At 71.3% G+C, this 14,450-nt stretch carries 10 protein-coding genes; 2 read left to right on the top strand and 8 right to left on the bottom strand.

Annotated features, from left to right (window positions below):
• Nucleotides 1–260 precede the first annotated feature (260 nt).
• A complete protein-coding gene (locus ACL02U_RS24600) occupies nt 261–1,634 on the bottom strand; it encodes an LCP family protein (RefSeq protein ID WP_412793099.1) in 1,374 nt (457 codons plus the stop codon).
• Between the two features lie 276 nt (nt 1,635–1,910).
• Here ACL02U_RS24600 and ACL02U_RS24605 point away from each other — a divergent pair, with 276 nt between their 5' ends.
• Nucleotides 1,911–2,972, top strand: coding sequence for a glycosyltransferase family 2 protein (locus tag ACL02U_RS24605; protein WP_412793100.1), 1,062 nt, complete (start codon nt 1,911–1,913; stop codon nt 2,970–2,972).
• Between the two features lie 115 nt (nt 2,973–3,087).
• Here the strand turns inward: ACL02U_RS24605 and ACL02U_RS24610 are convergent, their stop codons facing one another.
• The 7 genes from ACL02U_RS24610 to ACL02U_RS24640 form a co-directional block, all read right to left on the bottom strand.
• Entirely contained in the window at nt 3,088–4,761 is a 1,674-nt protein-coding gene (locus ACL02U_RS24610; RefSeq protein WP_412793101.1) for an LCP family protein, read from the bottom strand.
• An 812-nt stretch (nt 4,762–5,573) separates the two neighbouring features.
• Entirely contained in the window at nt 5,574–6,014 is a 441-nt protein-coding gene (locus ACL02U_RS24615) for a hypothetical protein (protein ID WP_412793102.1), read from the bottom strand.
• An 11-nt stretch (nt 6,015–6,025) separates the two neighbouring features.
• Nucleotides 6,026–6,472: a hypothetical protein gene (locus ACL02U_RS24620; protein WP_412793103.1), complete on the bottom strand. Its 447-nt coding sequence runs from the start codon at nt 6,470–6,472 to the stop codon at nt 6,026–6,028.
• Nucleotides 6,473–6,631: 159 nt separating this feature from the next.
• Nucleotides 6,632–8,317, bottom strand: a complete 1,686-nt coding sequence (locus tag ACL02U_RS24625; RefSeq protein WP_412793104.1) for an LCP family protein — start codon at nt 8,315–8,317, stop codon at nt 6,632–6,634.
• 104 nt (nt 8,318–8,421) lie between these two features.
• Nucleotides 8,422–10,206, bottom strand: a complete 1,785-nt coding sequence (locus tag ACL02U_RS24630) for an LCP family protein (RefSeq protein ID WP_412793105.1) — start codon at nt 10,204–10,206, stop codon at nt 8,422–8,424.
• A 228-nt stretch (nt 10,207–10,434) separates the two neighbouring features.
• Nucleotides 10,435–11,595 (bottom strand): LCP family protein, encoded by a 1,161-nt coding sequence (locus ACL02U_RS24635; RefSeq protein ID WP_412793106.1) that lies wholly within the window; start codon nt 11,593–11,595, stop codon nt 10,435–10,437.
• A gap of 416 nt (nt 11,596–12,011) precedes the next feature.
• On the bottom strand, nt 12,012–12,770 hold the full coding sequence (locus tag ACL02U_RS24640) for a TIGR03089 family protein (RefSeq protein ID WP_412793107.1): 759 nt from the start codon (nt 12,768–12,770) through the stop codon (nt 12,012–12,014).
• A gap of 141 nt (nt 12,771–12,911) precedes the next feature.
• Between ACL02U_RS24640 and ACL02U_RS24645 the strand changes: the two genes are divergently transcribed.
• Nucleotides 12,912–14,444, top strand: a complete 1,533-nt coding sequence (locus ACL02U_RS24645) for a peptidoglycan recognition protein (RefSeq protein WP_412793123.1) — start codon at nt 12,912–12,914, stop codon at nt 14,442–14,444.
• The last annotated feature ends 6 nt before the right edge of the window (nt 14,445–14,450 follow it).

Raw genomic sequence — 14,450 nt, forward strand, 5'->3', positions numbered from 1 at the left:
CAGGGGCCACAGGCCAGAGGCCAGGGGACGGGAGGCGGCGGCCGGGGGCCGGCGCCGGGTGCCGAGGGCAAGGGCCCGGACGCAGAGTCCCGGGTTGCCGGGTTGCCGGGTTGCCGGGTTGCCGGGTTGCCGGGCGGTCGGGAAGGACGGAGAGGCCGGGGAGGCCGGTTCCCGGCGGCTGCCGGGGCCCGGGCCGGGAGATGCGCGTTACCCGCCTCAGGAGCACCGCACCCCGTCGTCAGGAGCACCGCACCCCGTCCTCAGGAGCACCGCACCTCGTCGTCGCCCCGCACCACCGCGGGGCGGCTCGGCGGCCGCTCCGGCTGGGCCGCCCGCACCGGGCGCACCTGGTGGAAGTCGGAGCCGGCGATCACCTTCAGCAGTGCTCCCTGCCCCTTCACCGCGCGCAGCTCGCTGCCCGGCAGGGCCGCGGCCAGCGACTTCGCCGAACGGTCCCAGCGGGGGTCGTAGGCGACGACCGTGTGCCGCACGGCGCGGTCGTCCGCGTTGACCGCCCGGCCGGTGGTGCGGAACCCCGCCGCGGCCAGCGCCCGGTCCACCCGCCCGCCGAGACCGGAGGTGCGGGTGCCGTTCTCGACCTGCACGTGGATCTGCTGCGGAGCGACCGGCACCGTGACGGCGCTGGGGCGCGGGCGCGGCCGCGTGGTCAGCGGCCGGTCCTCGCGCACCTTCTCGAACAGGGCCTTGGCCTTCACCGGGTCCCATTTCAGTGTCGAGCCGATGCCCTTGACGTCGAAGCCCATCTTTCCGATCGGGACGGTCGTGAACTCCGATCCGGAGGGCGAGAAGGTGCGCATGGCGCGGCCCAGGGCGAGCAGATCGTCGGTGCGGAAGCCCTTGTCGGCCCGTACCGAGCCGAGCACCGCGCGGATCACGTCCCGGAACTTCAGCGGGTTCAGCAGCACCCCGGACGACGTCGCCTGGTCCACCAGCGCGGCCAGGAAGCGCTGCTGCCGCTTCATCCGGCCCAGGTCGGAGGTGCCGTCGGCGTGCCGGGCACGGACGTACTGCAGGGCCTCGCCGCCGGACAGCCGGTGCGGCCCGGCCTTGAGGTCGAGACCGGTGTAGGAGTCCTTCAGCGGTTTCGGCGTGCAGATCTTCACCCCGCCGAGCTCGTCCACCGTCTTCATGAAGCTGGTGAAGTCGACCTCCAGGTAGTGGTCGATCTTCACATGGGTCATCCGCTCCACGGTCCGCACGGTCAGCTGGGGGCCGCCCTCCGCGTAGGCCGCGTTCAGCTTCAGCGGGTGGCCGTGGTGCTTCTGCCCGGTCGTCCGGTCGGTGTGCGGCGGAGTCTCGGCGTAGGAGTCGCGGGGCAGGCTGATCACGCTCAGCCGCTTCCGGTCCTCGGCGATGTGCACGATCATCATGGTGTCCGTGCAGTGGCAGGGCGCCCCGCCCAGCCGGTACCGGCGCCGCTGCTCCTCGCTGATGTCGTCCCGGCCGTCGGTGCCGACCAGCAGGATGTTCATGCCGTGGCCGGCCCGCGGGCGGTTCTTCATGTCCTTGAAGGGGTCGACCCGGGCGATGTCCCCGTTCAGGCTGCTGATCAGGGAGTGCCCGATCCCGGCGGAGGCCAGCACGACCACCGAGAGGGTGGTCACCGCCCGCACCGCCCAGCGGGGCCTCCTGCGCCGCGCGGGCGGCCGCGGAGCCCGCTGCGACGGCCGCGGGCGGGCCTGCGGCCGCCCGGAACGCGCGGGGCGGGCCGGCCGCGCGGGCCGCTGGGGCCGGGCCGCTGGGGACCGAGGCGGTGTGGGCACGGGACACCTCCGGACGACGGCCGTACGTGGGACCGTGAGCACAGTAGGCCGATACGATCTGCCGCCCGGTGCAGCGCACCCGGCGGCGCGCAAGGCTGTCCCCCGTTCGCGGTAACGTGAGCACCGATGAACGCCAAGTCCGACGTGCAGCTCCCCGCCGTGTCCGTCATCATGCCCGTCCTCAACGAGGAGCGGCATCTGCGCGGAGCCGTCCAAGCGATCCTCGCGCAGGAGTACGACGGCGAGATGGAGGTCGTGATCGCCCTGGGTCCCTCCGCGGACCGCACGGACGAGATCGCCGCCGAACTCGTCGCCGAGGACCCGCGCGTGCACACCGTGCCCAACCCGACGGGCCGCACGCCCGCCGCGCTCAACGCGGCGATCAAGGCCTCCCGCCATCCGGTCGTCGTCCGCGTCGACGGGCACGGCATGCTGTCCCCGAACTACATCGCCACCGCGGTCCGGCTGCTGGAGGAGACCGGCGCGCAGAACGTCGGCGGCATCATGCACGCCGAGGGCGAGAACGACTGGGAGCACGCCGTCGCCGCCGCGATGACGTCCCGGATCGGCGTCGGCAACGCCGCCTTCCACACCGGCGGCCGGGCCGGCCCGGCCGAGACCGTCTACCTCGGGGTGTTCCGGCGTGCGGCGCTGGAGCGGCAGGGCGGCTACAACGAGGAGTTCATCCGCGCCCAGGACTGGGAGCTGAACTTCCGCATCCGCGAGGCGGGCGGGCTGATCTGGTTCTCCCCGGAGCTGAAGGTGTCCTACCGGCCGCGGCCCAGCGTGCGGGCGCTGGCCAGGCAGTACAAGGACTACGGCCGTTGGCGCCATGTCGTGGCCCGCTACCACTCCGGCTCCATCAACCTGCGCTACCTCGCCCCGCCGACCGCGGTGTGCGCCGTCGCGGCGGGCCTGGTCGCGGGGGCCCTGCTGACCCCGTGGGGCTTCCTGCTCCCCGGCGGCTACCTCGCCGCGATCGCCGCCGGGTCCGTCCCGGCCGGCAGGGGCCTGCCGCCGAAGGCGCGGCTGCGGATCCCGGTGGCCCTGGGCGCCATGCACATGTCGTGGGGCTGGGGCTTCCTCACCAGCCCGCGGTCACTGGCGAAGAGGGTCATCGCGTCCCGCCGGCCGGCGGTGACGGAGCCGGCGGAGTCGGTCGACCCGGCCGCCGGGTCGACCGAGTAGCGGAGGACGGCCGGAGGCGCACGATGCGGTTGCCGGCCGGACAGGCGGGACGGGTGGGGCCGGGAACTGGTTTCCCGGCCCCACCCGCATCCGCATCTGCTTTCGCTCTGGCGCCCTACCAGCGGTAGGGCCAGTACACATCCATGCACTGGCCGTTGATACCGACCTCGTCCGACGCGTTGGAGGCGTCCGAGCCGTCGGGGATGTCCCCGGCCTTCGGCGCCGGCTGCTTCGGGTAGGTCGTGCCCGAGCGCCAGTCGGCGCCCACGACGACCGTGACGCCGGAGACAGCGCTGGAAGGCTGCGCCGACGTCGCCGGGATGCCGAGCGCCTCGGCGACCCGCTGGGCGTCCCCCTTCAGATCGGCGGACGGGTAGCGGACGACCGTGGTCTTCTCACTGAGCGGAGGCGAACGATCCACCTCCGTCTGCGTGAAGCCCTTGTCGAGGAGCAGCTGGGCGACGGCGCCCGCTCGGTGGGGCGTGGCGGCCTGGGCGTCCGTCTGCGTGCCGTTCTGCACCTGGACGGCGATCTGGCCGTCCGGGGCGGCCGGGTCCTGGGACGCCGACGACGGGCTCGGCGCCGCAGTCGCCGCCGCGGCCTTGCCGTTCTTGTCGAAGGGCACGTCCTCGCGCAGCATCGAGAAGATCTTGTCGGCCTTCGCCTCCGCCATCAGCAGGTGCTGGTCGTCCTTGTTGTCTTTGATCGTCGGCACGGTCAGCATGGTGATGCGGTCGGTCGGCACCGTCTTGAGCTGCATCGCCAGGTCGTAGAGCTTCTTGACCGAGTCGATCTCCTCGGAGACCTTCAGCGATTTCGTGGCCGCCTCGGCCAGGTTCAGCAGGTGCCCGCTGTCGGTGAAGACGTTCTGCTCCTTCAGGCTGCGGAGCATCGAGTTCAGGTACATGTGTTGGGCCTTGGCGCGACCCTGATCGTTGTAGAAGGCATGGCGCGTGCGCAGCCACTGGAGCGCCTGCTTGCCCTTGACCTTCGTCGTCCCGGCCTTCAGCTTCAGACCGGAGCCGCCACGGACCATGGCCGTCGGGTGGTCCCACACGTTCTGCTTCACGCAGACGTCGACGCCGCCGATGGCGTCCGCCATGCTCACCACGCCGGCGAAATCGATCATCATCCAGTGGTCGATGTAGACGCCGGTGAGGTTCTGCCAGGTGGCCAGCGTGCAGCCGGCCCCGCCGCGGGTCAGTGTGTCGGTGATGATCTCGTTCGTCGCAGGGAACTTCTCGCCGGTAGCCGGGTCGGTGCACGCGGGGATGTCGACGCGGGTGTCGCGCGGGATGCTCACCACGGCGGCGCTCTTGCGGTCCGCCGACAGGTGGACCAGCATCTGCACGTCGGCCCGCGGCTTGGTGCCGACGCTCTCCTTGTGCCCGCCCAGTTTCACGTTCTCCGCGGAGTTACGGCTGTCCGAGCCGAGGAGGAGGATGTTCAGGGGGCGCTGTCCGTCGGCGTTCGCCGCGGACTTCCTGACCTTGGAGTCCCCGCTGCTCCGCTTGCCGGACTGGATGTTGCCGTTCAGGTGCCGGTAGTAGAGGTAGCCGGCGGTGGCGGTGCCGAGTATCAGCACCGCCATGGATATGGCGATCCAGCGGAATATGCGGTGTTTGCCCTTGCGTCGCCGCTTACGCTGGCCTCTGCGACCCGGCTCCTCGCCGTCCGAACCCCTGTGCCCCGACCGCTTGGCCGCACGCCGAGCGGTCTCCTGGTGCAGTTCGCGGGCACGGCGGTTGCCCCTCCGTGTCCCCTCTCCGGGCACAGTGCTCTGCGTCATGCTTCCGTCTCCCCACCCTTCAAGTCGCCCGACGGGCCTGCCATCGTCCAGTTGGACGCACGACAGGCCCTTAAGGTGGCCCTCGGGGCGCTAATTGATGCACTGAACTTTCTCTGCCGTGGACTCGTCCGCATCCGGCGTCTTCGCCGGAGCGGTGAGGACCAAGGTTTCGGATCCGTCCGCCCCGAACCGGTGCCAGTGGTGAAAAAGCCGCAGGGGCGGTAGTCGCTCCATGTATTCTGCAACGTCCTTCGCAGGCTTGAGCCGGGGGCGCCGAAGCGCGGACACTGCCTGCTCCCGACGACACGCGACGGTCATGTGCCTGATTCCACGGAGGGGGCGCCGTCGACCCGTCTTGCGGCGGGTCGGAACGCGGGCGGTGCGGCGACCGATGTTGCATGACGGCGTGGTCATTTGAGGGTGGGGTGCGGCCTTTGTTCGCTGCGTGCCGGGAGATCGGGATGGGGCCGGGCTTGGCGCCTGCGGCGTCCTCTCCCGGGACGGCGACACCCGCGCCTGCGACCGGCCTACCGCACGTCGTGACGAATGTCACCGGTGGCGCGCGGTGTTGAGGTCGTGCGGGGTCGTCGGTCGCGTACCCGGGGCTCCCGATGGTCTCACGCTGCAGGCAGGCGAGGCGGTCGCCTTTCGTGGTCGTCCGCCGTCCACCGTCTTCCGAGGTTGCGGAAGTGACGGGGCGGGCTGTCGGGGCTGGGATTCGGTCTGGAGGCTTTCGACGGGTCTCCGTTGGTCCTCGCTGCGAAAACGGCGAGGGGCCCCTCCTTCGAGGAGGGGCCGACAGCGAGTCGCACTCAGCCGCAGTGGAACCAGCCGTCAAAAGGAATCCTGTCCTGCAGGAAGTTCGGGCCGTTTGGCTTCCACATGTCCAGTTCGAAGGCGATGCACTTGCCCTTGCCGTATAGCTTGATCGGCCCTGCGTAGTACTTGAAGTAACCCGTGTCCCCGGTCATGTCGTCCGGAGTCATGAGTGTGAGACCCATGCGCGAGCTGACGCCGTAATAGGAGCCGGCCTTCACGGACTTGACGCAGTTGTACGTGCCGTCCCAGTACAGGTAGGTGATGGCGACGAGTGACCCGTTGTAGTCGTGGTTGATCTGGTCGATGAGCGTGCCGTTGCATCCGGTGGCCGCTGCTGCAGCCGGCGCTGTCGCGACCGGACCTGCCACGGCGACCCCGAGTAGGACCGCCGCGCTCATGAGCCAGCGTCCGACTTTCATCCTGAAGTGCTGCACGTCAGCCCCCCTCAGCCGCAGTGGAAGTACCCGTCGTACGGAACGTGATCCTGAATGATGTTGTTACCGTTGAAGTTCCATATGTCCGTTTCCACTGCAATGCAGCGGTTCTTGCCGTAGAACTTGAAGTCGGCGTAGTAGAGGTAGTGGCCGTCGTCCTTGCCGATGTAGCCCTCTGCGTCGGTGTAGCCCTCCACACGTATGCGGGACGACTTGCCGTAGTAGTCGCCGCGCTTCACGGCTGCGACGCAGTTGTACGTGCCATCCCAGAACACGTACGTTGTCGCATAGACCTTGTCGTCGTCGCCGACGTTGTTCCAGCTATCGATCTGGTAGCCGTTGCAGCCGTAGGTGGCGGCGCTCGCGGCCGGTGCGGTGGCGAGTGAGTAACCCGCGATTCCCGACACGATGAGTCCGAGTGACGCGGTGACTCTCCCGGCCTTGTTCCTGACCCCCATCAGTCCCCCTTGGGTTCAATGGCCTCGCAGGGGTTTATCACCCCCGGGAGGTACAAAGCTTGGCATGTTCGATCAGTTCGAACTAGTTCAGGCCAGGTTGTTGACCGGATATCGATCAATGTGGCTGAGAAGATCGCATTCCCGGCGACTGCCCGAGAATTACCAGATGTAGTCGGGGTTCACGTGCATGCAGCCGCTGTCCGAGCCGTTGAGGACGTCGGCCGACTCCGGTGTGCTGTAGCCGTTTTGGCCGGTCCGCCCGGTGTCCGGCGCGGTGTACGTGGTGCCGGACCGCCAGTCCGCGCCGACCACCAGCGTGATTCCGGACACGTTCGCCGACTGCCGCACCGCGCTCGCGGGCAGGCCCAGGATCCCGGCGACGCGCTGCGCGTCGCCGAGCAGATCCGCGCCCGGGTAGCGCACGACCGTCGTCTCCTCGCCGGGAGCGGCGGACGGGTCCACCGTGGCGCGGGCGAAGCCCTTGCCGGCGAGGAGCCGGCGGACCGCCTCCGCCCGGCCGTTCACGGCAGCCCGGGTGCCGCTCCGCGTCCCGTTGCGCACCCGGACCGCGATCTCCGCGTCCGGGGCGGCCGAGGCCGAGGGCGCCGGTGGTGAGGCGGTGGCGGTGCTCCCCTGGTCCTGTTGCTCCGGGTTCCCGCCGGCGCCCTGCTCCCCGTCGCTGCCGTCGAGTGCGATGTCCTCGCGGACGAGGCGGAACAGCTGCTCCGCGTCGCCCGGCTTCGGCAGCACCCGGTTGCCGTCCGCGGCGTAGACCCACGGCATCGTGGTCATGGCGATGCGGTCGGTCGGGACCTTGTTCAGCTCCACGCTCAGGTCGTAGAGCTTCTTCACGGCGCCCAGGCCCTCGTCCACGGTGAGGGCGCGGGTGGCCGTCTCCGCCAGCCCGCGCAGCCGGCTCGGGTTGCCGAGGGTGGCGTTCGCGCGGAGCTGCCGGACCATCGCGCTCATGTACTGGTGCTGCGCCTTGGCCCGGGCGATGTCCGTGTTGTCCTCGAAGCCGTAGCGGGTGCGCAGCCACTGCAGGGCCTGCTCGCCCTTGACGTACGTGGTGCCCTTCTCGAGCCGCAGCCCCGAGCCGTGTCCGCTGGAGGTGTGCGAGTAGATGTCGGCGTCGACGCAGACCGGCACCCCGCCGATGGCGTCCGCCATCGACACGACACCCGCGAAGTCGACCATGACGAAGTGGTCGATGTGGATGCCGGTGAGCTTCTCCCAGGTCGCCACGGTGCAGCCGGGGCCGCCGCGGCCGAGCGACTCGTTCGTCATCCTCCGCGACACGGTCGCCGGGTAGACCTCGCCGGTGTCCGGGTCGGTGCACTTCGGCAGCCGGACGAGGGTGTCGCGGGGCATGCTGACGACGGACATGTCGGTGCGGTCCGCGGAGAGGTGGAGCAGCATCTGCACGTCGGCCCGCGGCGGGGTGTCGAACGTCTCCTTCGCGCCGCCGAGTCTCTGGTCCTCGGCGCTGTTCCGTCCGTCGGAGCCGATCAGCAGGATGTTCAGCGGGGTGTGTCCGGCCGCGTTCGCGGTGGGCGCGGCCGCCCGGTCCTTGCGGTCGCCCAGGTTGAGGGCGTCCTTGCGGATGTTGCCGTTCAGGTGCCGGTAGTAGAGGTAGCCGCCGCCCGCGGTACCCAGCACCAGGACCGCCAGGGCCGCCGCCGACCAGCGAAGTACCCGGTGCCCGCGGCGGGGCCGGTCACGCGCCGCCGGGTGCGCCCCGCGGTCGTGCGGGCCGGTACCGGCCGGTGCCGACGGCCCTGCCGCGGCGCCGGCTATGCCGTCCTCGCCCGCGCTCCTCTCACCCCGCAGGCCGCACTGCGTCATGTGCCCCGTCCTCCCCCTGGTGGTGCCACGGTGCGGTGCGTGCGCGCCGCACCCGCCGTACGCCCGGGGGACGCGCGGCAGGGCGGTCGAGCCGGGTCAGCGGCTCATTTGGCGCACTTGACCTCGTCCGCCGTGGTCTTGTCGACGTCCGGCGCCTTCGTCGGAGCGGTGAGCGGTGTGCCCGGCTTGTCGAAGTCCGGGCCGAGCGTCAGCGTCATCGTGGGCAGACCCTGGGAGTTGGTCACGCTCTTGCCCGGCTTCATCGCCGAGCCCGGAAGGCCCATGAGTGCGGCCAACTCGCGCGCCTGGTCCGCCTGGTCGGGTGCGTACTCGAGGGTGGTCCTGGCGACGTTCGCGGGAGCGTTGCCCGCGTTCTCCGACTTGGTCACCCCCTGCTCGTTCTGCAGCCACTCCAGGGTGCGCTGCGCGCTTCCGCCGGGTGCGCCGCCGTTGAGCACCCGCACCCGCACCGCGGAGGCCGCGGACCGGGTGCCCTTCAACTTGGCGGCCTGGGCGTCCTTGGCGGCTTGCTGCTGCTGCTTCTTCACCTCGGTGAAGGACACGTCGTTCTTGATGGCGTTGAACACCTTCGCCGAGGCGTCCTCCTGGAGGAGCACCGTCTTGTGGGTGGCGCCGTCCGCCGGGTTGTCCCGCACCGGCACCGTCAGGAAGGTGATGTTCTTCGTCGGCACCTTCTTCAGCTCCAGCGCCACGTCCTTGAGGGTGTTCAGGCTGTGGATACCGGTGTCGACGGTGAGGGACTTCGTGGCTGCTTCGGCGAGTTTGTACAGCTTGGTCGGGTTGGTGAGGGTGTCGCCGGAGGACATCTTGCGCATCAGCGAACTCAGGAACTGCTGCTGCACCTTGATGCGGTCCAGGTCGCCCTCGTTCCCCCAGCTGTGCCTGGTGCGGACGAAGGCGAGGGCCTGCTCGCCCTCCACCGTCGACTTGCCCGCAGGGAGCTTCAGATGCGAGTTCTTGTCGTTGACGGCGTGCGCGACGCAGACGTCGACGCCACCCACCGCCGTCGTCAGCGTCTTGACCGCGTTGAAGTCCGCCATCATGAAGTGGTCGACGTGGATCCCGGTGATCGCCTCGACGGTGCGCATGGTGCAGCCGGGGTCGCGGCCTGACTGCCCCAGGCTGACGTTGAAGCGCTCGTTCTCGGTGCCCGGGATGACCTTGGTGGAGCCGTCCTCCTGCTTCGTCGGGCAGTCAGGGACGTCGATCACCAGGTCGCGCGGGATGCTCAGCGCGGTGGCGTTCGTCCGGTCCTTGGAGACGTGCAGAAGGATGTTGGTGTCGGCGTGCCCGACGCTGCCCTTGTCGCCGTAGCCCTCGTTGCCTTTGCCGGTGCGCTTGTCGGTGCCGATCAGCAGGATGTTGAAGGCCTCGTCCTTGCTGAAACCCTTGGAACCGGCGTCGCCGACGTCGGTCGACTGCACGTTGCCCTCGAGGTGCTTCAGGTAGAAGTAGCCGGTGGCGGCGGCCGCGACCACCACGAACGCCATCGTGCCGCCGGTCCACACCAGCACCTTCTTGGCGCGCGACTTCTTCTTCGGGGGCCGGTGCCCGCGCCGACCCGGCGGCGGCTCCTCCGGAGTGCCGCGGCGCCTGCGCGGTGGCGGAACGTCACGCCCCGGCGCTTCGCGGCCGGGTGCCTCACGTCCCGGAGCCTCACGTCCCGGCGCCGCACGCCCGGGTGCCCCGCGCCCCGGCGCCCGTGCACCGGGTGCCTGTGTCCGCGTCGCCGGCCTCCGGGGTCCGGGGACCGGCGGTTGCGGAGCGGAACGGCTCAGTCGCAGCTCGTATTCGCCGGTGTTCGGGTTGAGTACCCACTGGTCGGCGGGATCGACGTTCTCCGCCCGCCCACGGCCTTGCGCGTCCACGGTTGCCTGATCCTCCGTCGGGGCCACGCCGCGCCTCACCCCCGGAGGCGCTCCGGTCTCGGTCTCACAGTGCGAGTGCCCGCGAACGGTCGCGTGGCCGGTGCACCGGACCGCTCACACTATCCGCCCCATTCGGCGGCAAGCGACTACGGTGACAAACTCCACGCCCTTACAACCGGGCAATTGTCCCCATTCCCAGAACTGCTGTTCGCCACCTTGGTGAGCGCTTTACCCGCAGGCGTCCTCGGTCGCGGTACTCCCGTCGAACGTGCGCCCCGCCGTCGGGGCGTCGGCGGTCGGCGTGGACGCGCCGACCGCCACGGGCCTGTCGGTGCGCAACCGCCGGAACAGCTCCCGCGCCTCCGGCTGCTCGAGCTGGTCCCGGTTGGCGTCGCGGGAGTACGGCTCCCGGGGAACGGTCAGGAACTGCAAGTGTTCCGTGGGGATATTGCGAAGGCCGCGCACAAGGCGGTACAAACCGCGCAGATGTGCCAGTTCCGGATCCGTGGTGAGGGACGAGGTGGCCGCGTCCAGGACGGGATACAGCTTCACCGGGTTGAGCAGCACGTCGTTTCCGCGTACCTCGTCCATCAGAGCCCCCAGGAAGTGCTGCTGGCGGCTCATCCGGTCGGTGTCGCTGCCGTTGCCGAGGGACTTGCGGGCGCGGACGTAGCCGAGCGCCTCCTCGCCGTCGAGCGTGACCCGGCCGGCCGGCAGCCGGAGCCGGGCGTCCTTGTCCCGGATCGGTTCGGCGAGGCAGATCCCGACGCCCCCGACCGCGTCCACGACCTTCTTGAAGCCGCTGAAGTCGACCACGACGTGATGGTCGATCCGGATTCCGGTCAGCTTCTCCACGGTGCGGATCGTGCAGGCGGAGCCGCCGATCTCGTAGGCGTAGTTGAACATCGCGAACACCGGTCCGCCGCGGCGCCCGTCGCGGCGGAGACAGTCCGGCACGTCCACCATCAGGTCGCGCGGGATCGACACCGCGGTGGCCCGCTGCCGCCCCGCGGCGAGGTGCAGCAGGATCACGGTGTCCGACCGCTCCGTCCCCGAGTCCCGCCCGTACTCGCCGTTCCCTTCGCCGGAGCGGGTGTCCGACCCGATCAGCAGGATGTTCTGGGCGTCCTTCACCAGGGCGGTCGGCCGCTCCTTGTCGTACCGGGCCAGTTCGGCGGCGGCCGCCTCGTCCGCCGTGATGTTCCCGTCGAGCTTGGCGTAGAGGAACCAGCCGGTGCCGGCGGCCGCCGTCAGCAACGCCGCGACCCCCAGGGCGCCACCGCGCAGCCAGCGCCTGCGGCGGCGCCGGGCCAGTCCGGTGCCGGTGGCGGTCGCTCCCGGCTCGGGGCCGTACGGCCTTCCGGCGGGCTTCCCCGCGGCGTCGGTCACGGCAGCGTCCCCCTTCGCCGTAGGAACGTCTCGTCCTGCTCCGGCCCTGCGTCTGCGTCTGCGTCTGCGCCTGTGTCTGCTCCTGCGCCTGCTCCTGTGCCCGTGTCGTCCTCGGCTTCCATCCTCAGGGCCCGACGCGCGGGCCGCCCTCCGTGTCCGGTGCCGGGCACCTGCTGCTACGACGATGACGCGCACCGGGCTGACATGGGGAGCGGGACTGGGCCGAACGGGGGACGAGACCGCGGGCGGCGACCGCGGGCGGCGACAGCACGGGCGGCGGGTGCGTGCGGTGGCGGTACGGGTCTGGGGCGGGCCGCCGCCGGTACCGCGGGACGGACGAGGAGGCGGTGCGGGGTGGGGCTGGGTGGCGAGGGGCTTGGGGGAGCGGTCCGCGGCGGGACGGGGCGCGGTGCCCGCTAGCGCGCCGTGGCGGTGACGCGTTCGCTCTCGATCCGCTTGGCCACCGCTTCGGCGTCGGCCTGGCCGAGGGCGGGGCACAGCACCACCGAACCGCCGGAGGCGAGCGGTGCGTACAGTCCCGCGCTGAGGCCTTCCCAGGTGGAGTACGGCAGCGCCGACAGCAGTCGCGAGCCGGGCCCGGTCAGGCCCAGTCCCGCGGCGTCCGCCCGCGCCCGCTCCACGATCTCGGCCCCGGTGTACTCGGCCCCGGCGACGATCAGCGCCGGTTCCTCCGGATCCACCGCCGCGTACGGCGTGAACAGGTCGCCGTGGCCGGGCACCTCCACCGCGTAGTCCGCGTAGCCCTGGGGTGGTTCGGGTACGAAGCGCCGGCCGAGCGGCGCCAGGGACAGCGCGTACCGCTCCCCGCGGCAGGCCAGCCCCTCCTCGAAACGGCCCGGACCGGCCACCGCGAAGTCCGCCCGGGCGGGATCGCCGTCGACGTCCGCGACGGCGCCCACCGAGGCGCACGCCAGCAGCCAGACGGCCGTCTGCCAGTGCGCGGGCAGCAGCAGCGCGACCCGGTCGCCGGGCTCGGCGGACATCTCGTCGCGGAGCAGATTCGACGTCTTGGCCACCCAATTGGCGAAGGTGGCGACGGACAGTTCGACGCGTTCGCCGGTGGCGTCGTCGTAGAAAGTCACCAGCGGGCGCGCGGGATCCGCGGCGAGCGCGGAACGCAGCAGGTCGGCAGGGGTGCGATCGGTGGCGTTCACCCGCATCAGGTTACGCCGCCCCCTGCCCGCGGTCCGACCCGCGTAGCCCGGTCGGGCCCCGGCCGGCCCGCCGTGCGCCACCGGTTCGGCGGAATGGTTCCGATGCACCGTCAGTTCCCCGATGGACAGATATGTATGACTATGTCCAGGATCGAGGGCATGCGTAGATTGCTTGCTTCTTCGATCGGCGCCACCTGTGCGGCCGCGCTCGCCCTCCCCCTGACCCAGCCCGCCGCGGCAACGCCCGCGCCGGCGGCACGTACGTCGCCGGCTGCCGGCGCGGCGGCCATAGCCGGCCGGGCGGCGGCCGCGTCCGGCGGTGTCGCCGGCGGTACCCAGTCGCTGCCCCTCGAACCCCTGGCCCGCGACCGCTCCCTCGGCCCGGCCGCCGAACAGGGCCTGCCCCGCCGCCGGGTGCGGCGCTTCTCCCTCGTGGGAGTCGTCTGGGACGATCCCGACGCCGCGCTGCACGGCACCGTGCAGGTCCGCGCCCGTGCCACCGCCACCGGCGCCTGGTCCGGCTGGCAGGACGTCGAGCCGGACAACGCCGACCACGGCGCCGACCCGGGCAGCGCCGAACGCGCCTCCGGCCGGGTCCGCGGCGGCACCGCCCCGCTGTGGGTCGGCGACTCCGACGGCGTACAGGTCCGCGTCCGCGCGGAGGGCGGGACCGGCGGGACCGGCGGGACCGGCGGGGACGCCCCCTCCCGGCTTCCCTCCGGTCTCCGTGTGGAACTGGTCGACCCGGGCCGCGCCGCACCGGCCGACGGTACCGGTCGTGCCGAGGGGACCGACCGCGCCGCCGGTGCCGACCGCGCCGGCGCCGCACCTGCCGGGCCGGTCGGGCGGGACACCCCCGACCAGGTGGCCGGGCAGCCGGAGGCGGTGCCGGGCGCGGTGCCGGCGGCGCTCGGCTCCCGGGCGCGGGCCGCCTCCGCCGCCAACACCGAGCTTGCCGGAGTGGCGCTCGGCGCCACCGAGATCCCCGCGCTCGACCGGCAGCAGACGGAGCGGGAACTGCTCGCCCTGCCCGGCACCGGGCTGACGGAGCAGCAGCGGGCGAAGCCGTACATCGGCCCCCGCCCGGGGATCGTCACCCGGCGCGGCTGGGGGGCGGACGAGAAGCTCCGGGAGAGCAAGTTCCGCTACACGAACACCGTCAAGGCGGCCTTCGTGCACCACACGGTGACCGGCAACGCGTACAGCTGCTCGCAGGCCCCGGCGGTCATCCGCAGCATCTACCGCTACCACGTCAAGAGCCTGGGCTGGCGCGACATCGGCTACAACTTCCTCGTCGACAAGTGCGGAAAGATCTACGAGGGCCGTGCCGGCGGCGTGGCGAAGCCGGTGATGGGAGCCCACACCTACGGGTTCAACACCGACAGCATGGGAGTCGCCGTCCTCGGCACCTTCACCTCGGCGAAGCCGTCGTCCGCGGCGGTGAAGGCCATCGCGCAGCTGACGGCCTGGAAGCTCGGCCTGTACGGGAGGAACCCCAGCGCGAAGACGTACCTCAAGTCCGGCGGTGGCAATCTCTACAAGAAGGGCAAGGAGGTGCGACTGAACGTCATCTCCGGACACCGGGACGGCTACGCCACGGAGTGCCCGGGCCGCTACCTCTACGGCAAGCTCGACTCCACCCGCTCGACCGCCGCCCGCTACCAGGGGCGCTGACACCGG

Source organism: Streptomyces sp. MS06 (assembly GCF_047200655.1).
In the GTDB taxonomy this organism is placed as follows: Bacteria; Actinomycetota; Actinomycetes; order Streptomycetales; family Streptomycetaceae; genus Streptomyces.